This window comes from Acidovorax sp. GW821-FHT09A11, from assembly GCF_059418365.1.
In genome coordinates, this window is the sequence record NZ_JBWKPS010000010.1 from 94,176 (window position 1) to 113,835 (window position 19,660).

Sequence of the window (19,660 nt, forward strand, 5' to 3'; positions counted from 1 at the left end):
CGGTGGCCTGGCACAGCCAGTTCCACGGTGGCGCTCGCCTGGACCGCGCCCGTGCCACGGGCTGCGGGCGCCGCCTTGCGCGGTGGAATAACGGACTGACGACATGCGCGCAGCACTTTGGCTTTTGGCATTGTTTGGCGTGGCCGTGGCCGCCGCGCTGTTCGCGGGCAACAACCAGGGCACCGTCACCCTGTACTGGCCGCCCTACCGCATCGACCTGTCGCTGAACATGGTGGTGCTGTTGCTGGTGGGCGGTTTCGTCACCGTGTACGCGGCGCTGCGCGCGCTGGCCGCCCTGCTGGAGCTGCCCCACCAGGCCCGCCGCTGGCGCGTGCAGCAAAAGGAGCGCGCCATGCACGCGGCCTTGCTCGATGCGCTGACCCACATGCTCGGCGGGCGCTTCATCCGCTCGCGCAAGGCGGCGGTGGCCGCGCTGTCGCAGGAACATGCGCTGGGCGCCGCCGGCGAGGCCGTACCCCACGGCCGCCAGCTGCGCGCCCTGGCCCACATGATCGCGGCCGAGGCCTCGCACGCACTGCAGGACAGCGCCACGCGCGAGAGCCACCTGCAGGACGCGCTTCAGGAAGCCCCCGCGCGCGGCACCGTGAGCGAGCAGGAAATGCGCGAAGGCACGCAGATGCGCGCGGCCCGCTGGTCGCTGGACGACCGCGATGCGGGCGCGGCGCTCGACCGCCTGGCCGCCCTGCCCCAGGGCGCGGCGCGGCGCACGCTGTCGCTGCGCATCAAGCTCAAGGCGACCCGGCTGGCACGGCAGACGCAGGAGGCGCTCGATACCGCGCGCCTGCTGGGCAAGCACCGCGCGTTCTCGCCCGCCGCGGCCCAGAGCATCGTGCGCGGCCTGGCCACCGAGCTCATCAACAGCGCGCACGACACCGCGCAGTTGCAGCAGATCTGGATGTCGCTGGAGTCCTCCGAGCGCAACATGCCCGAACTCGCCATCCATGCCGCCCAGCGGCTGGCCGCCCTGGGCGGCGATGCCACCCAGGTGCGCGCCTGGCTGCTGCCGGTGTGGGAACGCATGGTGGACCTGCCCGACGCACTGGCCGAGCACCATGCGCTGAAGCTGGTACGCGCGCTCGAAGCCGGGCTGGACGCACTGGACGCGCCCTGGCTGGCCCGCATCGAATCCGCGCACCAGGCCAACCCGCGCGATGCGCGCCTGCAGTACCTGGCGGGCATGGCCTGCCTCAAGCGCCAGCTGTGGGGCAAGTCCCAGCAGCTGCTCACCCAGGCGGCGCAGCAGCTCGCCGACACCAGCCTGCGGGCGAGCGCCTGGCGCCATCTGGCGGAACTGGCCGAAAAGCGCGGGGACGAGGCCGCTGCCGCCGAGGCCTGGAAGAAGGCCGCGCTCGGCCAGTAAGCGCCCCGGCCTCTCCCTTTTCTCAAGGCAGGCCGCCGCACCGCGCCGTGCGCGCTTGCGGTAACCGCCACCACGCGCCCCGCGGCGGTTTCAGTCCCTCGGCATGCACCCTGATGGGGCATTCCCCATGCCCAGGGCCCTCCCCCGCCCCGGGCCATGCACAAGCCGCACAGCATTGGGGAACTTTGAGCGCTCAGGCCCTCTCAATTCATTTTTTTTGAATTGAAGCATCAATCTGCCTGAAACCGAATGCGGTGACGGCTTTCTACACTGCCCCATTGCTTGACGAATGTCAGCCTTGGCCGAGAGGCGCTGGCCCGGCGCCTCCACCTGACCACCCGCTTTGCTTTTTGCTCCCAGATGACTGCCCCTGCCACCACCGCCTTCCCGGCCGCCGCAACGCCCCGCCGCTACACGCGCACCGCCATGCTCTTGCACTGGGTGCTGGGCCTGGCGCTGATCGGCCTGTTTGGCGTGGGCATCTACATGACGGGCCTGCCGTTCTCGCCGCAGCGGCTCAAGCTCTACAACTGGCACAAGTGGGCGGGTGTCACCCTCCTCGTGCTGTCGGTGCTGCGCCTGCTGTGGCGCGCCACGCACCGCCCCCCCGCACTGCCGCCAGCGATCGAGCAGGCCATGCCGGGCTGGCAGAAGCTGGCGCACCACGCCACGCACGGGCTGCTCTATGCGCTGTTCTTCGCCGTGCCGCTGATCGGCTGGGCCTACAGCTCGGCCGCCGGTTTCCCCATCGTGTTCCTGGGCCTGTGGCAGCTGCCCGACTTCGTGCCCGTGAGCAAGGAGCTGGCCGAGGCCATCAAGCCCTGGCACCAGTACACCGCATTTGCAATGGCAGGCCTCGTGGTGCTGCACATCGCGGGCGCGCTCAAGCACCAGATCGTGGACCGCGACGGCCTGCTCGCCCGCATGCTGCCTGGTGGATGAGGCAGGCCCCGAGCCGCTTCGCGCCGTCTCCCTCTCCGGCGGGGAGGGGAACGCATCCGCAGGCCCGGCAGAGCCGGCTCCACGGGTGCACTGGCGGATGCGCGCCCCTGACATACACCAGCCGACCGCCCCACCTTCTCTTCTCTTTTCTGTCTTTTGAACGGAGTTTTCGAATGAATCTGTCTTCTTCTTCCACCCTGTCCCACATCGTGCTGGGCGCCGCCCTGGCCGTGGGCGCCCAGGCCGCCCTGGCCCAGCAACAACTGGTGCCCGCCCAAAGCGAAGTGCAGTTCACCGCCCGCCAGATGGGCGTGCCGCTGGACGGCCATTTCAAGAAGTTCAGCGCCCAGGTGGCGTTCGACCCGGCCAAGCCGGCCACCAGCAAGATCGCGTTCACGGTCGATACCGGCAGCGCCACGCTCGGATCGCGCGAGACCGATGCCGAGCTGCCCAAGCCCACGTGGTTCAACGTGGGGAAGTTCCCGCAGGCGCAGTTCGAATCCACCGCCATCAAGGCGCTGGGTGGCGGCAAGTTCGAGGTGGCGGGCAAGCTCACCATCAAGGGCACTGCGCAGAACGTGGTGGTGCCCGTCACGCTGACCCAAAGCGGGGCCAGCACCACCGCCACAGGCACGCTGCCCATCAAGCGCCTGGCGTTCAAGATCGGTGAGAACGAGTGGGCCGACACCTCGATGGTGGCCGACGACGTGACCGTGAAATTCAAGCTCGCGCTCACCGGCGTGGGCAAGATTTGAATGAAGCTCCCCCGGAGTCGCTTCGCGCCTTCCCCTCTCTCGCATTGCTACGCAACGCGGGAGGGGGACGCTCCCAGCGCGGCGGGGCGGCCCTTGAGCGGGAGCGCTGGCTTGAACGTGCCCGATCCCCGCGTCGCACGGCATTGAATCGCTGATTTCTTTCCTTTTTTCCTTCCTTTTCTTTCCACCACTGCTCCAGGAGTATCTACCCATGCGCAAGTCCCTGTTCTCCCTGCTCGCCGTGGCCGCTGCCACCGCAATGACCGCCGGCGCCGCGCAGGCCGCCAACTACGCCATCGACCCCACGCACACCTTCGTGACGTTCGAGATCGGCCACTTCGGCACGACCACGAACCGCGCCCGCTTCGACAAGAAGCAAGGCACCGTGGAGTTCGACCGCGCGGCCAAGTCCGGCAAGGTGGACATCACCATCGACACCACCTCGGTGAACTCGGGCACGCCCCCGTTCGACAAGCACCTGCAAAGCGCCGACCTGTTCGATGCCGCCAAGCACCCCACCATCAAGTTCGTGTCCGACAAGTTCAGCTTCAACGGCGACAAGGTCAGCGAAGTGGCCGGCCAGCTCACGCTGCTGGGCAAGACCGCGCCCGTCACGCTCAAGGCCACGCAGTTCAACTGCTATGACAGCCCCATGCTCAAGCGCGAAGTGTGCGGTGGCGACTTTGAAACGACCATCGACCGCACCCAGTGGGGCATGAACTATGGCGTTGAATGGGGCTTCCCCAAGAACGTGCGCCTGGTGGTGCAGATCGAAGCCGTGAAGCAGTAATCCAGCCACGCTGGCCACGCGCCAGCGCGCAGGGCGGCGTCCACGCCGTGCCCACAGGCCACCCGCCGCGCCCGCGCAGCGGGTGGCTTTTTCCTTGGCGCGGCCCCACCAGGCCCCCTTCCGCGTCAGGCAGCGTCCAGCGAGGCGTCCAGGTCCCAGCCCTGCGGCCGCCAGGCCCACACCACGTCCGGCCGCAGCGCGCGCAGGAAGGCGGTGTCGTGCGACACCACGGCCAGCGCGCCCGTGAAGGCCCCCAGCGCGGCCTGCAAGGCGTCCACGGCATCCACATCCAGGTGGTTCGTGGGCTCGTCGAGCAGCAGCATCTGCGCGGGCTCGCACGACCACAGGGCGCAGGCCAGCGCGGCCTTGATGCGCTCGCCGCCACTGAGCACACCGGCCGGGCGATGCACCTTGTCCGCATCCAGCCCGAGTTGTGCCAGGTGCGTGCGCAGCGCGGCTTCGGGCAGCGGCGAGCCCAGTGCCCGCAGCCGATCCAGCACGCTGCATTGCGGGGGCAGCGCGGCGGTGTTGTGCTGGTCCAGCCAGGCGGCCCGCACGCCGCGCCGCACACCGCCTCCAGGCACGCCATCCGGCGCCGCGACCAGCCGCAGCAGGCTGCTCTTGCCACACCCATTGGGCCCGGTGATCGCTATGCGCACGGGGCCACTCCACACGCCGTTCAGCGCAGGCAAGCCCGGTGGGGCATGCGGCACCTGCACCTGCTCGAACGCCAGCACCTGCCTGCCCGCCGGCACGGCGCTTTGCGGCAGCACCAGCGCCGCGGGTGCCTGCGCGGGCACGCGCAGGGCAGCCTCGCGCACGGCCTCGTTCAGCCGCTGGCGCTCTTGCTGCTGCCGCTCGTGCTCGCGGCCAGCGTGGGCCTGTGCGCTGTTCTTCCGGCGGTCGAGCAGGATGGACGCCTGGTTGGTGGTGCGCCCCTCCGCGCGCCCGCGTGCCGCGCGGCGCTGCTGGGCGTCATGCTCGCGCTGCAGCGCCCGCAGGCCCTGCTCGCGCTCGGTGCGCGCGTGGTCCAGCGCGGCCTGGGCGGCGGCGGCCTCGGCCTGGCGCTGGGCCTGGTACAGCCCCCAGTGGCCGCCATAGCGCTGCAGCCCGGCGGGCGACAGCTCCACGATGCTGCCCACCGCGCCCAGCAATTCGCGGTCGTGGCTGGCCACCAGCACGCCGCCCCGCCACTGCGCCAGCGATTCCATCAGCCATCGCCGGCCCGCGCGGTCAAGGTGGTTGGTGGGCTCATCGAGCACCAGCAGCTCGGCATCGGACAGGAAAGCCCCCGCCAGCGCCACGCGCATGCGCTCGCCCCCGCTGAGCCGCTGCGCGGCGTGTGCCGGCGGCAGGTGGCCCAGCCCCAGGGCGTGCAGCGCCTGCCGCCAGCGCGCGGGCAGGTCCCACCGCCCATCGGCCACGAGCAGGTCATCGGGCGTGCCTTCGCCCGCCTCCAGCCGCGCCAGGGCGCCCAGCGCCGGCCCCAGCCCTGCGACGTCAGCCACCGTGGCACCGGGCGCAGCAGCCACCTCCTGCGCCACCACATGCAGCGAAGGATCGCCCAGCACGGCGCCGCTGGCGGGCTGCAGCGCGCGCGCCGCGAGCCGCAGGAAGACGCTCTTGCCGCAACCGTTGGCACCCACGATGCCCGTCACGCCCGGGCCCAGGGACACCGTCAGCGGACGGCCCCACAGGGCCTGGCCGCCAGGCGGGCTCCAGCCAACCCCGGCGAACTGCAGCACGGCCTGGCCCGCGCCGGGCGCCGCATTGCCCTGCCCGGCAGGGGCCTGCGATGAACGAGCAGAAGAAGATGATGATGGGAAATCAGCAGCCGAGGCTGCGGCAGCGCTGCGGCTGCCATGGGCGGATTCGCCCCGTGAAGGTGTCGCCATGCAAAAGCACTCCAAACAAGACATGCAACCACCTGGCCCGCAAAGGGCGGCAGGGGAACGGCTTGAAGAGGCTCAAAGGCGCATGGGAGTAATACCTCGGCACGAATGGGTGTGACTGCGGAATGTACCGCAAATCACCCACATAAAAATTAACTTAACGTAAATCAATTACGGATAGTAGAATTGCAGCCATCCATTTGAGGAGACACCGCATGAATGCCGCCCCGACGCCCGATCTGGCCACCCTGCCCGCGCCTGCCGCCATCCAGCAGCTGCACCACTACGCCTACAAGGCCCGCGACGCGGAAGAGACGCGCCACTTCTACGAAGACATCCTGGGCCTGCCGCTCTACCACATCATCCAGAGCGACTACGTGCCCAGCACGGGCGAGTACTGCCCCTACACGCACTTCTTCTTCCGCCTGCGGGACGGCTCGTTCATCGCCTTCTTCGACCTGGGCGACGACGTGAAGGCCGAGCCCTCGCCCAACACGCCGCTGTGGGTCAACCACATCGCCTTCCGCGTGAACACGGTCGAGGAACTGGAGAACACCAAGAAGCGCCTGGAAGCCCATGGCATCGAGGTGCTGGGCGTGACCGACCACCACATCTTCCACAGCATCTACTTCTTCGATCCCAACGGCATCCGCCTGGAGCTGTCGGCCCAGCTGGCCAACGAGGAGCAGATGGCCAAGGACAGCACCGTGGCCCATGCGCGGCTCAACGAGTGGACGGCCCGCAAGGAGCAGTGGCGCAAGGAGCGCGCCGAGGGCAAGGTGGCCGCTCCGCTCAAGCCCCAGCAGAACGACCGGCCCGAGTACGTGCGCGGCTGAAGCGCAGGCCCAGGCCGCAGCGTGGCGCCGTGCGGCGCCCATATCAATAAAAAACGGCCGCAGCGCTTGATATTCAAGCGCTGATAGCTATACAAACTATAGCAAGCACTTTGCCGTCGCTAAGCGCGGAGCACCACGGCGCGCCGCCGTCAGCCGCCCTGCTGCTGCGCCCGCATCACCTGGTGGCGTTGCCAGTAGTGGCCCACCGTGGCGTTGAACGGGTCTTTCTCCTTCTTCAGGCCGGCCAATTTGATCTTGCTGGTCTTGGCACCCAGGCCCAGGGCGTTCTTCTCGGGGTGGGTAACGATCAACGCGTTCCCAAAGCTGCTCTCCTTGTATTCGAGCGCCTTCACCGCATCCCAGGCCACGGTGGTCCCGTCCGCACTCGTGCGGATGCCCTCGATGCTGACCTCCACCGTGTGGCCCCCCTTGAGCGCAAACACCACGGGGGGGGAAGTACCGCAGCACCAGTGCGCGCTCTTCATCGGTGGCGGGTTCGTAGCGGTAGGCCAGGCTGCGTTCGTGGTCTTGTGCGAACTGCTGCTCGTAGTCGCTCCACAGGCGCTGCTCGATCGCATCGGCCGTCAGTATCTCCTGCGCCCAGGTCGCCAAGGGCGTACGCACGGCGATGGCGGCGTAGTCCCGCTCCTTGAGCGCCATGCCCACGTTGCGCAGGCGCTCGGGCATGGCCGGGTGCGAGTCGAAGGGGTGCGGCACGTTTGCCGTCTTCATGGCGTCCAGAAAATCGCCGGAGGCTGCATAGGGTGCCAGCCCCTGGGCCACGAAGCGGGCAATGCCCAGCGTGGTGTCGTCGTGCCGCTCATTGCGGCCAAACAGTTCGGCCTCGATCTTGTAGCGGTACTGTGCATAGGCCGCGATCTTGACCAGCGACTGCGCGATCGCCGCTGGCGACGTGAGCTTGGCAGCCACGCGGTCGGCCTTGAACTCGCGCTCGCGGCTGTCGCGCGCCAGAGCGATCTCGAAGATGGTGCGGTACAGGTCCAGCAGGGGCGAAGCCATCGCCGTGAGCCCTCCGGTGCGCATGGCGTGCCGGTAGTGGTCGTACTGCACGAGCTTGGGGCCCAGCCGGGCGCTGCTGTGGGTGTCGCCGCCGCGCAGGTGGGCCAGTTCGTGGCCGAACACGGCATCGGCCTCGGCCTGGTCCAGGATGCGCAGCAGCGGCAGGCTCACGAACAGCGTGCGGCCCGTGAGCGTCTGTCGGCCCACCGTGAGCGGGGCCTCGGTCACGAAAAAATTGGCGTCGATGCCCGCCACGATGTGCCGGGGCGGATCGGTCTTGAGGCGCTGCGCCATGTGGCGGATGCGCTTCCACAGCAGGGGCGCATCGTCTTCGGACACCAGCTCGCCCACGGCCTGGTTGCTGGACTGCACGCGCTTGAAGATGCCCCTCACCGCCACCAGCACGCCCGCCAGCACCACAAAACCCACGAACAGCACCAGCTTGGGCGAATACTTGTGCAGTGACCCAGAATGACAGCCACACCGCCATCGCGCCCTGCACCAGCAGTGCCGCGGCGCTGGCAACGGTGGTCAGGCGCCAGCCCGTGACGAAACTCGTGTACTGCAGCGTGCGGTCGGCGAAGGCCAGGGCCCCCAGCCCCAGCACCGCCACCATCAGCACCGCGCCGGCCACCAGGGTCCAGAACGCCACCTTGCGGGCCATGTCGAACTGCCAGACATCCGAGAAGCGTTCGCACAGGGCTTCGCGGTAGTCCTGCGCCTCGGGGTCGGCGCTGCCGCAGATGGTGGATGGCGGGTTGCTGCGGTAGTAGTCCTTGCGGGCCTGCTTTTCGGCGGGCGCCATGCCCTTTTCGGCATCGATGCGCTGGCTGATACCGGCCACAAAGCTCGCGTCCTGGTCGTGCTGGGCGTAGAGGGTGAACCCATAGGTCACCGCAGGGATGAGGAAAAGCGCCAGCAGCGCATAGACAAAGACCTTGGCCAGGCCCACGCGGAGTGCGGATTGAAGATTCATGAATGGGACCGATTGGTTGTATGTTTCATGACTTGCGCAAAACAAGGCTCAGGCAAGCGGATCACCCCAAGGCGAGGTGGCTGTTGTTGCATCCCGATTTGCGGAAGTCCTGTGTTTTTTGACCCGGATAAACGCATAGAGCCACGCCCCTCCTCTCCAGGGGCTCTCTCTCGCTCCACCGGGCGGGATTATCAAGACGCCACAGCGGGCCGGTCCAGCGACAAGGTAACAATTGGCGAGAAATGCCCGACAGGCGGGATGTGGGTGGGATGCGAGCGCGAGGGGAAGAACGTCTAACGCCGGTCGGCACTCCCGTAAAATGCCCGGTCCACCCTCTTGACCGTTGAGGCGCGCCCCGTGCCTGCCTCCACCTTCTGCCAAACCCCATGAGCACGCCCCAAGCACAACCCGGCCTCGACAGCCTGTCCAAGTCTTTTGAACCTGCCGCCCTGGAAGCCCACTGGGGCCCCGAATGGGAACGCCGTGGCTACGGCGTCGCGGGGTTCCGGGGCACCGGCGGCGCCCAGGCGGGCGAGCCAGCGTTTTCCATCCAGCTGCCGCCCCCCAACGTCACGGGCACGCTGCACATGGGCCATGCGTTCAACCAGACGATCATGGACAGCCTCACGCGCTACCACCGCATGCGTGGCTTCAACACGGTGTGGGTGCCGGGCACCGACCACGCGGGCATCGCCACGCAGATCGTGGTGGAGCGCCAGCTGCAAGAACAAGGCATCAGCCGCTACGACATGGGCCCCACCCCGCCCGAGGCGCGCAAGAACTTTGTGAGCAAGGTCTGGGAGTGGAAGGAAAAGTCGGGCAACACCATCACCACGCAGATGCGCCGCATGGGCGACAGCGTGGACTGGAGCCGCGAATACTTCACCATGGACGACAAGCTGTCCAAGGTGGTCACCGACACCTTCGTGAAGCTGTACGAGCAGGGCCTGATCTATCGCGGCAAGCGCCTGGTGAACTGGGACCCGAAGCTGCAGTCCGCCGTGTCCGACCTGGAAGTCGAGAGCGAGGAAAAAGACGGCTCGCTGTGGCACATCGCCTACCCACTGGCCGATGGCTCCGGCAGCCTCACGGTAGCCACCACCCGGCCAGAAACCATGCTGGGCGACGTGGCCCTGATGGTGCACCCAGAGGATGCGCGATACACCCACCTCATCGGCAAGAACGTGGTGCTACCCCTGGTGGGCCGCGAAATCCCCATCATTGCCGACGACTACGTGGACAAGGAGTTCGGCACGGGCGTGGTGAAGGTCACCCCTGCACATGACCAGAACGACTATCAAGTCGGTCTACGCCACGGCTTGCCCATGATTCCAGTACTGGATCTGCAGGCACACATTATTTCTGCGCCTATGGCTGATGCCGCGGCGATGCAGGAAACTCGACGTCAACAGGCTCAGGGCAATAGAACAGTACTGCTCGCGCAACCTATAGCAGTACATCAAGCACAAGCGGCCATTCCCCAGAAGTACCGCGGCCTTGATCGTTTTGTGGCCCGCAAAGCTATCGTGGCTGATCTTGAAGCATCTGGCGCGCTGATGGAGACAAAGAAGCACAAGCTCATGGTGCCGATCTGCACCCGCACCGGCCAGGTGATCGAGCCCATGCTGACCGACCAGTGGTTCGTGGCCATGAGCAAGGTGAGCGACCAGGACCCTACCGGCAAGAGCATTGCGCAAAAGGCCATCGACGCCGTGGCCACGGGCGAGGTGACGTTCGTGCCCGAGAACTGGGTGAACACCTACAACCAGTGGATGAACAACATCCAGGACTGGTGCATCAGCCGCCAGCTGTGGTGGGGCCACCAGATCCCGGCCTGGTACGACGAAGACGGCAACGTGATCGTGGCCCGCAATGAAGCCGAGGCCCAGGCCAAGGCCCCTGGCAAGACGCTGCGCCGCGATGAAGACGTGCTCGACACCTGGTACTCATCGGCGCTGGTGCCCTTCAGCACCATGGGCTGGCCTGAACAAGGCGACGCGCCCACCGACGACTTCAACCTGTACCTGCCCAGCACCGTACTGGTGACGGGCTACGACATCATCTTCTTCTGGGTCGCCCGGATGATCATGATGACCACACACTTCACGGGCCGCGTGCCGTTCAAGCACGTGTACATCCACGGCCTGGTGCGCGACGCGCAGGGCAAGAAGATGAGCAAGTCCGAAGGCAACGTGCTCGACCCGGTGGATCTGATCGACGGCATTGCGCTCGACCCGCTGCTCGACAAGCGCACCACCGGCCTGCGCAAGCCCGAGACCGCACCCACCGTGCGCAAGAACACGCAGAAGGAATTCCCCGAAGGCATTCCGGCCTACGGCGCCGATGCGCTGCGCTTTACCTTTGCGGCGCTGGCCAGCCTGGGGCGCAGCATCAACTTCGACAGCAAGCGCTGCGAGGGCTACCGCAACTTCTGCAACAAGCTCTGGAACGCCAGCCGCTTCGTGCTGATGAACTGCGAGGGCCAGGACTGCGGCCTGAAAGAGCACACCAAGGAAGAATGTCAGCCCGGCGGCCCCGCCCACGGCTACATGGCCTTCAGCCAGGCCGACCGCTGGATAGCGTCGCTGCTGCAAAAGACCGAGGCGGAAGTCGCCAAGGGATTTGCCGAGTACCGGCTGGACAACGTGGCCAACACGATCTATGACTTCGTCTGGAACGAGTTCTGCGACTGGTACCTGGAGATCGCCAAGGTGCAGATCCAGACCGGCACCGAGGCCGAGCAGCGCGCCACGCGCCGCACCCTGATCCGCACGCTGGAAGCCATCCTGCGCCTGGCCCACCCCATCATCCCGTTCATCACCGAAGCCCTGTGGCAAACCGTGGCGCCCGTGGCGGGGCTCCAAGGCGAATCGATCAGCATCGCCCGCTACCCCGAGGCGCAGCCGAGCAAGATCGACGAGGCCGCCATTGCGCACATGGAGCGCGTCAAGGGCCTGGTGGATGCCTGCCGCACGCTGCGCGGCGAGATGAACGTCTCGCCCTCGACCCGCCTGCCGCTGTACACCGTGGGCGACACGGACTTCATGCGCGGCGTGGCGCCGGTGCTGCAGGCCCTGGCCAAGCTCAGCGAGGTCAAGGTGTTCGACGACGAGGCCGCCTGGGCCGCCGCCGCGCAGGCCGCGCCCGTGGCCATGGTGGGCGAGGCGCGCATGTGCCTGCACATGGAAATCGACGTGGCCGCCGAGAAGGCCCGCCTGTCCAAGGAAATCAGCCGCATCGAGGGTGAGATCACCAAGGCCAACGGCAAGCTGTCCAACGAAGCCTTCGTGGCCAAGGCGCCACCCGCCGTGATCGACCAGGAGAAAAAGCGGGTGGCGGACTTCGGCACCACGCTGGGCAGATTGCGCGATCAACTGACACGCCTGGGCTGAAAACAGCCGCCATACTGCGTGGCGCAACGGGCCCCGCCCTGGCGGCGGGGCTCCATCCGACCCGATTACCTATCCCCAAAAGGAATTCCATGACTGTTGCCACCACCGTCCGCAAAGCCGTATTCCCCGTCGCGGGCCTGGGCACCCGGTTCCTGCCCGCCACCAAGGCCAGCCCCAAGGAAATGCTGCCCGTGGTGGACAAGCCGCTGATCCAGTACGCCGTCGAAGAGGCCTACGCCGCCGGCATCCGCCACATGATCTTCGTGACCGGCCGCAGCAAGCGCGCCATCGAAGACCACTTCGACACCGCCTACGAGCTGGAGGCCGAGCTGGAAGCCGCCGGCAAGAAGGAACTGCTGGCGCTGGTGCGTTCCATCCAGCCCGACGACATGGACTGCGCCTTCGTGCGCCAACCCCGCTCGCTGGGCCTGGGCCATGCCGTGCTGTGCGCCGAGCCGCTGGTGGGCAAGGAGCCGTTTGCCGTGCTGCTGGCCGACGACCTGATGGTGGGCCCCCAGGGCGGCCCACCCGTGCTGGCCCAGATGGCCACCGCCTTCCGCCAGCAGGGCCGCTCGGTCATCGCCGTGCAGGAAGTACCGGAAGACCAGGTGCACAAATACGGCATCGTGGCCGGCGAGCCCGCAGGCGGTCCGCTGATCCGCATCGACCGCATCGTCGAGAAGCCCAAGGCCGACGTCGCACCTTCCCGCATGGGCGTGGCCGGCCGCTACATCCTCACCCCCGGCGTGTTCGACGAGATCCGCAACCAGCCGCGCGGCGTGGGTGGCGAGATCCAGCTCACCGACGGCATCGCGCGCCTGATGCAGAGCGAGGCCGTGTACGCCTTCCAGTACCAGGGCAAGCGTTATGACTGCGGCAGCAAGGAAGGCTTTCTGGAAGCCACGGTGGAACTGGCCCTGCAGCACCCTCAGGTGGGCGCGTCGTTCCGGGAATACCTGAAGGGCCTGAGCCTGTAGGCAGCGCCTGCACCGCGATCTGCGCGGCTGCATGACCAGAAAAAAAATCCTCCGGCAGCCCACCAGGGCTGTGGAGGATTTTTTGCCTTGAGGCACTGCTGCGGCCTGCGCCAGGCGCCAGCAGAAACCAGGCGAATTCCGGCGCCGCATCGCCTGCCGAGCCCGGGGGCCCGGTTTGCCCAGGCTGCGCACGCGCCCCTCGCACAGTGGCGGCAGAGGGCAAGGCGCACCACCTCGTCAGGGTTTCGCTTCTATTTAACTACCTTCTGCGCAGGACGTGGATGTACTCCTCGCCCATCGTCTGCTGCTCCACCAGCTCGTTGCCCGTCTGTTTGGCAAAGGCCTGAAAGTCGCGCAGCGAGCCGCCATCGGTGGACACCACCTTGAGCAGCTGGCCACTGGCCATGTCCGCCAGTGCCTTCTTGGCCTTGAGGATGGGCAGGGGGCAGTTCAAGCCCCGGGTATCGATTTCTTTGTGGATGTCCATGGTCTTCATCAATCCTTTGGCGGCAGGTTGAGCCCCCGGCGGCGCTCTTCGTTTTCCTCTGCCGTGAAAAACACCGGTTCATGCCCTCGCGTGCGCAGCCAGTCCGCCAGCGCATAGCCCGTGCCGGCGGGCCAGCACCTGAGTTCGTGCAGGTCGTAGAACCGGTGGTCCACCAGCTCGGGCGACAGCCGCACCTCACCCTCGGCCACCACATGGTAGGCAATGATGATCTGGTTCATGCGCAGAAACTCGTAGGCCCCCACCAGCGTGGTGGAGCGCACGTCGAGGTTGGTTTCCTCCTTGACCTCGCGCGCGATGCCTTCCTGCGGCGACTCCCCGGCCTCCATGAAGCCCGTGATCAGCGCAAACATCTTCGCGGGCCAGGCCGCGTTGCGGGCCAGCAGCACCTTGCCATTCACCTCCACGATCGCGGCCAGCACGGGCGTGGGATTGTTCCAGTGCGTCCAGCCGCAGGCGGGGCAGCGCAGGCGCTCCTTGTCGCCACCGTCCTCGGCCAGCGTGATCGGCTGCAGCGCGGCGCCGCAGTGGGTGCAGTAGCGGGTTTCGTAGTGCATATGCTCTTATTTTGATAGCTATCGACGCTTTCCTATCCAGCGCAGACGGCCCATTTTCATTGCAAGGAAGGTGAAGGGGTAGCCTTCGCTGCCTTTCGTCCTCAGGCGGGGAACACCCCCGTCGACAGGTAGCGGTCGCCCCGGTCGCACACCACGAAGACGATGGTGGCATGGCTGTCGCGCGCCGCGATCTGCTGCGCCACCCAGCAGGCCCCCGCCGCCGAGATGCCCGCGAAGATGCCCTCTTCTCGCGCCAGACGGCGGCACATGTCCTCGGCATTGTCCTGGCTCACATACACCAGCTCATCCACCGTGCTCGCGTCATAGATCTTGGGCAGGTACTCCTGCGGCCACTTGCGGATGCCGGGAATGCGCGAGCCTTCCTCGGGCTGCGCGCCGATGATCTGGATGGCCGGGTTCTTCTCCTTGAGGAAGCGCGACACCCCGGTGATGGTGCCCGTGGTGCCCATGGCGCTCACGAAGTGCGTGATGCTCCCGCCGGTCTGCTCCCAGATCTCGGGGCCCGTGGTTTCGTAGTGGATGCGCGGGTTGTCCTGGTTGGCGAACTGGTCCAGCACCTTGCCCTCGCCGCGCTTTTGCATGGCCTCGGCGAGGTCGCGCGCATGTTCCATGCCACCGCTCTTGGGTGTGAGCACAAGCTCCGCCCCAAAGGCCTTCATGGTCTGCGCGCGCTCGATGGAGAGGTCTTCCGGCATCACCAGCACCATGCGATAGCCCTTGATGGCGGCGGCCATCGCCAGGGCGATGCCGGTGTTGCCCGACGTGGCCTCGATCAGCGTGTCCCCAGGCCGGATGTCGCCCCGCTCCTCCGCGCGCCGGATCATCGACAGGGCGGGCCTGTCCTTCACCGACCCTGCGGGGTTGTTGCCCTCCAGCTTGCCCAGCACCACATTGCCCCGCGCCGCGTTGTCCTGGGCCCCAATGCGCTGCAGCGCCACCAGCGGCGTGTTGCCCACCGCGTCTTCAATCGTCGGATATTTCATGCGCCCTACTGTGCCATAATTTGCGGCTTCACGAATTCCAGCCCGGGTGGTGAAATTGGTAGACGCAGGGGACTCAAAATCCCCCGCCGCAAGGCGTGCCGGTTCGATTCCGGCCCCGGGCACCATCGACTAGTCCGGAAGAGTCCATACTCTTCCGGACTTTTTTATTTTTCCTTTGAAATCAGCATCTTGGCTGTCCGTCCCCGTCCAGACCAGTCCACCCCCATCCGAGAAAATTGGGGGCACATTGGGGGGCACATTATAAAAAAATGGGGGCACCGATGCACCTCAGGGCCACTGCCCTGGCGGAGTTCGAAAAGCGCTCACGCAGGCCGTGGCGCTGAGGGGGCACGGGCCGGAACCCTCGGGCAGTGGCGGGCACGCAAAGGATGGACGGGCCCGCGACGCAGGAAGTTCATCTGAAAGCGTCTCAAGGCCATTGGCGCTGGAGCTGGGGTGCAGTTGCGGCGAGTGGAGGCGGCTGCGACGACCTGAGCGTCACGTGAACAGGGGCCAGGCACAGGTCTGGCGCCAAAAAGCAAAAAAGCCCCGGCAGTGATGTCGGGGCTTTTCTTTTTGCGCCATCAGATCATCGTCCAGCGCTTCGCCAACCCCTTCGGCTCAGGCCCGCCAATGCTGCGGCCATCAGCGCCGTCAACGCCACACCAAACGGGGACAGTCCCGGAACTGGTGTAGGGCCGGGGCCCGCCATAGCCGTGGGCGTCACCGCAGCCGAGGTCAACGACACGGGACCCAGGCCATTTGGGTGCTGCGCTCGCACCGTGAATGTGTAGGGAGTGCCATTCACCAATCCAGTGACAGTACAGCTCGTCGCGGGTGCTGCCACGGAGCAACCCGGTCCGGCGTTCGATGTCACGGTGTAGCTGTCTGGCGGGTTGCCTCCGGTGTCCACAGGAGGCGCCCAGCTCACAGTGACCTGCGCGTTGCCGGGGACACCGGCTGGCGTTCCCACAGGGTCTGTGAAACGAACCAATCGCCCCTCGGACGGAACACCGTCAACGATAAGCCGCGCCATGTAGAGCCCGGCGGGTAAGGTGCCCAGCGGGGGCGAGGTGAAACTGGTAGCGGTATGGCTGGCGGGAGCCCATAAGCTGATCGCGCCGTTCTCCGCGCGTTGCAGCTGAAGCTGAGGCGTACTGGTACCTGTGCCGCCCGTAAAACCCGTTCCGTTGAGAATCAACGCCGCGCCTGCACGCTGAAGCAGCGGCAATGCATTCGTCACCGCAGCAGGCCCAGGCGGCACGGCTGGGACATAACGGTCCACCGCGCTATAGAAAGTGAGGCTAGGATTGCTCGAGAACCCGCCCGTCAACAGTACATCGCCATTGGGCAACAGATTGGCCGTCCCGTTCTCGCGCGCTGTTCCCATGGAACCTGCTGGCGACCAGTTTCCCGTTGCTGGGTCATACAACTCCGCTATGGGCTGCGTATTTCTTGCGATATCCGAGCCCCCCGCCATCAGCACCAGGCCAGAGGAAAGTACTGTCACATGGGCCAGCGGCGAGCCCATTGCACCGTTGCGGGGAAAGTTCAGGGCCCCGGTGGCGGTCCACGTATTGGCCACAGGATCGTAGATTTCTGCATGCGTTGTAACGCCGCCGGCTGTAAAGCCACCTGCGAGCAATACTCTGCCGTCCGCTAGCAGCGTCAGGCTCGCATAGTGACGCGGCACGAGGGGCGCCGCCGCCAATGACCATGTGCCTGCAACAGGGTCGTAGAGTTCCGCGACGGGGACTTCGCCCCCTGCGTTGAACCCTGAAGCCACCAGAACACGGCCATCCCGCAGCAACACGGCGCCATGGGCTCGATGAACCACCGACATGCTCCCGGTCGCCGTCCAGGTGCGCGTTTCGGGGTCATACAGTTCGGCCGTATTGAGATTGCTTCCTCCTGCCACCAGAACTTTGCCATTGGCGAGCAACGTCATCGACGGCAGCGAGCGAGATGCGGACTGTGTGCCAGCCGGGAGCCAGGTGTTGGCCACAGGGTCGTACAGCCGGGCATTCAGGCTGCCATCAGAGCGCACAAGCACATGGCCCGTGCCCAGCGTGACGGCTTCGGTCACATTGCCGGCAATCCCAGTGCCGCCTATTGATGACCAGGAGCCGCCCGAATATCGCTCACCGGTGGCGACGAATCCCAGGCGGTTAACGCCGTTGAAAACAGCCACGGAGCCGTCATCCAGCAGCGCCCCCGCGTGTTGCGCCCGGGGATCCGCCATGGGAGCGTCGACATTCCAGCCGACCGCGGCAAGTGCATGAAACTGCCACAGCAGGGTCACCAGACCAAGGGTTGCCGGGCGTGCCAATTGCCGAATGGGGGTTGCTTGGGCAGTGCGTCGAATCAACTTCATAGGTCCTTCTGTCGGGCTTGTGAAACAAAGGTGCATGGCGGTCCCACCGGCGCTCAAAAATCACGATCGCCCTCGGGCAGCCGCGGAAGACTACACGGTTTTTTCGCGGGGGGTTAGTCGCCTTCTGGGGCCACATACACGCCAGACAAAGAGCGCGGCCACCACTCAGAGAGCTGACATAAGGTAGCGAATCGGCCAAAAAATGTCTACTTTCAGCCGGGTTCGGCCGCATTGTCGCTACAGGAACGCAACGTACCGGCCACGTGTTGTGCGCTGGGGCGCCCCCGCAAAAAGCCTTCAGATCCCATCCTCTCCCAGCAGCGTCAATCCACCCGCCAAGCTTTGGCAGGCCTCGCGGCCATGGGCCTGGCCCCAGGGACTACAGCTGAAAGCCCGCGTCCCCCAGGCCCGGGCGTTCCATCAAGAAAAGCAGGTAGAGGATGCGTGATGGATCACAGAGGGCCCCAGCGCAGGCCCTGCACCACCCCATGCCCCCAGCTACACCAGCCGCCTGATCGGCCGCTTCTTCCAGATGGCGTGGAAATAGATGGCCTGCAGTGCCAGCGCACACAGGTACGTGAGCGGGTAGCTGGCCCAGATGCCTTGCAGGCCCAGCAGGTGCTGCAGCGCGTAGGCCAGCGGCACAAGCAGCAAGGTGAGGCAGGACAGGGAAATCACCGTGGGCACACGCACGGTTCCTGCCGAGCGCATGACGCCGGTGAACACGCTGGCCAGCCCAAACGCGAGGCTGCCCCACACCGTGACGCGCAGAACGGTGGCGGCCAGGTCCACCACGGCGGGATCGCGGGTAAACAGGCTGGCGACTTGCGGTGACACCACCGCCACCAGCAGGGCCAGGCTGCCGGTCAGCGCCAGATTCATCCACAGGCCGACCCGCGTGACATGCGCAACATCCTCCGGCTTGCCGGCACCAATGGCTTGCGCGGCGAACACGGAGGCCGCGACGGCGATGGACATGGCGGGCAGCTGCACAAAGGCCATGGCCTGATTGACGGTGCCCCACGCCGCCGTGGCCTGCCAGCCGTAGCCATTGACCAAGCGCAGCAGCAGCACGTCGGCGAGTGAGCTGGTGACGAAGAACAGGCCGGTGGGCACGCCCAGCCTCGCCACGGTGGCAAGCAAGGGGGTGTTCCAGCGCAGGTGGGGCCTGAGGTGCGAGAAGGCCAGCACATGGCCCCTGGCATGCAGGTGCCACGCGAGCCATGCCAGGGCCACGGCATTGCCGATGAGGCTGGCCCAGCCCGCACTGGCTGTGCCCAGCGGGGGAAGGCCCAGCCATCCGAGCATGAAGGCAGGAGTGAGTAGCATCCACAGGCCCGAGGCCAGGGTGAGCGCGCGCAGCGGCGTTGCCGTGTCGCCCAGGCCGCGCAGGAGGGCGGCACTGAGCTGGTGCAGGAACAGCACGGGCATGGCCAGGAACAGCACGCGCGCGTAGGCGATGGCCTGCGGCAGCACCTCGCCACTGACACCCAGCACACGCAGCAGGCTGCCGATGGCTGTGGCGCCCACGGCCGCTACCACGCAGCCGAGCAGGAACCCACCGAGCAGCACGGCCCCAGCCACGCGGCGCACCTTGTCCGCGTCGCGTGCACCCCAGGCCTGGCCCACCAGCACCGAGGCCCCGGCACCGAGCCCGATCACGAAGGCAATGCAACACATGAACAACGGGAAGAAGCTGACCGCTGCGGCCAGCGCCTGCGCGCCCAGCAGTTGGCCCAGGCAGATGGTGACGACCGTGCCGCTCAGCGCCTGAAGCAGGTTCGTGGCCACGAGCGGACCGAGAAACCGCAGAAACCTTCGGGGCAGCGGCGTGGTCGGGTCGTTCGTGTCCATGGTGAACACATCGTATGCGACCCGCGTGCGCCGGAACATGGCCTGGCGCGGGGAAGCGACACCCGCAATGGAGCCCCCGCACGACGGCGGGCGGCGGCCTGGTGAATGCGCCGCGCTGTCATACCCAACCTCACGCGCGCCTGCCGTCCATATGGCGTCATTGAGAACGTCGTCACCGACCTTGCGCACCGTGGTCAAGGCTGGGGTCGGGCTGTCCTTTCACATGCTCTGAGCGAAGCTTGGCGTCGGAACTGCTACAAGGTGATGTTGCCGACAGGTCGAAAAGACGAAGCAACTTTGCGGTTTTACGAGCACGTGGGGTTTGATCGCCGGGGCAAGCAAGCACTGGTGGCAAAGCCTCCAGCCTGGCCTGTGTCGCCGCCTGAACGCTGATCACCCTGCAAG

General features: G+C 66.5%; 14 protein-coding genes, 1 tRNA gene and 1 pseudogene. 9 read left to right on the plus strand and 7 right to left on the minus strand.

Features of this window, described 5'->3' with window-relative positions:
* The first annotated feature begins 103 nt into the window (after positions 1-103).
* The 4 genes from AC07PV_RS21140 to AC07PV_RS21155 all read left to right on the plus strand — a co-directional run bounded on the left by AC07PV_RS21140 (position 104) and on the right by AC07PV_RS21155 (position 3,868).
* A complete protein-coding gene (locus tag AC07PV_RS21140) occupies positions 104-1,381 on the plus strand; it encodes a heme biosynthesis HemY N-terminal domain-containing protein (RefSeq protein WP_218293748.1) in 1,278 nt (425 codons plus the stop codon).
* A 360-nt stretch (positions 1,382-1,741) separates the two neighbouring features.
* Positions 1,742-2,323: a cytochrome b gene (locus AC07PV_RS21145; protein WP_369641832.1), complete on the plus strand. Its 582-nt coding sequence runs from the start codon at positions 1,742-1,744 to the stop codon at positions 2,321-2,323.
* Positions 2,324-2,502: 179 nt separating this feature from the next.
* Positions 2,503-3,078: a YceI family protein gene (locus tag AC07PV_RS21150; protein WP_218294427.1), complete on the plus strand. Its 576-nt coding sequence runs from the start codon at positions 2,503-2,505 to the stop codon at positions 3,076-3,078.
* Positions 3,079-3,289: 211 nt separating this feature from the next.
* Positions 3,290-3,868 (plus strand): YceI family protein, encoded by a 579-nt coding sequence (locus AC07PV_RS21155; RefSeq protein WP_494631234.1) that lies wholly within the window; start codon positions 3,290-3,292, stop codon positions 3,866-3,868.
* Between the two features lie 125 nt (positions 3,869-3,993).
* Here the strand turns inward: AC07PV_RS21155 and AC07PV_RS21160 are convergent, their stop codons facing one another.
* Positions 3,994-5,763, minus strand: a complete 1,770-nt coding sequence (locus AC07PV_RS21160) for an ABC-F family ATP-binding cassette domain-containing protein (protein WP_494631235.1) — start codon at positions 5,761-5,763, stop codon at positions 3,994-3,996.
* A 212-nt stretch (positions 5,764-5,975) separates the two neighbouring features.
* Between AC07PV_RS21160 and AC07PV_RS21165 the strand changes: the two genes are divergently transcribed.
* A complete protein-coding gene (locus tag AC07PV_RS21165) occupies positions 5,976-6,596 on the plus strand; it encodes a VOC family protein (protein ID WP_494598006.1) in 621 nt (206 codons plus the stop codon).
* 149 nt (positions 6,597-6,745) lie between these two features.
* Here AC07PV_RS21165 and AC07PV_RS21170 read toward each other — a convergent pair.
* Positions 6,746-8,592 (minus strand): annotated as a pseudogene (locus AC07PV_RS21170) (M48 family metallopeptidase).
* A 386-nt stretch (positions 8,593-8,978) separates the two neighbouring features.
* Between AC07PV_RS21170 and AC07PV_RS21175 the strand changes: the two are divergent.
* Positions 8,979-11,984, plus strand: coding sequence for a valine--tRNA ligase (locus AC07PV_RS21175; RefSeq protein ID WP_494631237.1), 3,006 nt, complete (start codon positions 8,979-8,981; stop codon positions 11,982-11,984).
* Between the two features lie 89 nt (positions 11,985-12,073).
* Positions 12,074-12,961 carry a UTP--glucose-1-phosphate uridylyltransferase GalU gene (gene galU, locus AC07PV_RS21180; protein ID WP_218293738.1) on the plus strand — a complete coding sequence of 296 codons (888 nt, stop codon included), beginning with the start codon at positions 12,074-12,076 and terminating at the stop codon, positions 12,959-12,961.
* 259 nt (positions 12,962-13,220) lie between these two features.
* On the opposite strand, the gene AC07PV_RS21185 is transcribed toward galU, so the two are convergent.
* From AC07PV_RS21185 to cysM, 3 genes are all read right to left on the minus strand, one after another.
* Complete coding sequence (locus AC07PV_RS21185; protein ID WP_218293737.1) at positions 13,221-13,448, minus strand: sulfurtransferase TusA family protein; 228 nt, start codon at positions 13,446-13,448, stop codon at positions 13,221-13,223.
* Positions 13,449-13,456: 8 nt separating this feature from the next.
* Entirely contained in the window at positions 13,457-14,023 is a 567-nt protein-coding gene (locus AC07PV_RS21190) for an NUDIX domain-containing protein (RefSeq protein WP_494631238.1), read from the minus strand.
* A 101-nt stretch (positions 14,024-14,124) separates the two neighbouring features.
* Positions 14,125-15,027: a cysteine synthase CysM gene (gene cysM / locus AC07PV_RS21195; protein ID WP_218341687.1), complete on the minus strand. Its 903-nt coding sequence runs from the start codon at positions 15,025-15,027 to the stop codon at positions 14,125-14,127.
* Positions 15,028-15,067: 40 nt separating this feature from the next.
* On the opposite strand from cysM, the gene AC07PV_RS21200 reads away from it, so the two are divergent.
* Positions 15,068-15,152: transfer RNA gene (locus tag AC07PV_RS21200), tRNA-Leu, on the plus strand.
* Between the two features lie 464 nt (positions 15,153-15,616).
* Here the strand turns inward: AC07PV_RS21200 and AC07PV_RS21205 are convergent.
* Positions 15,617-17,401: a fibronectin type III domain-containing protein gene (locus AC07PV_RS21205; protein ID WP_494631239.1), complete on the minus strand. Its 1,785-nt coding sequence runs from the start codon at positions 17,399-17,401 to the stop codon at positions 15,617-15,619.
* 498 nt (positions 17,402-17,899) lie between these two features.
* Entirely contained in the window at positions 17,900-19,255 is a 1,356-nt protein-coding gene (locus AC07PV_RS21210; RefSeq protein WP_492808540.1) for an MATE family efflux transporter, read from the minus strand.
* 105 nt (positions 19,256-19,360) lie between these two features.
* On the opposite strand from AC07PV_RS21210, the gene AC07PV_RS21215 reads away from it, so the two are divergent.
* Positions 19,361-19,648 (plus strand): GNAT family N-acetyltransferase, encoded by a 288-nt coding sequence (locus AC07PV_RS21215; RefSeq protein WP_494631240.1) that lies wholly within the window; start codon positions 19,361-19,363, stop codon positions 19,646-19,648.
* Positions 19,649-19,660 lie beyond the last annotated feature (12 nt).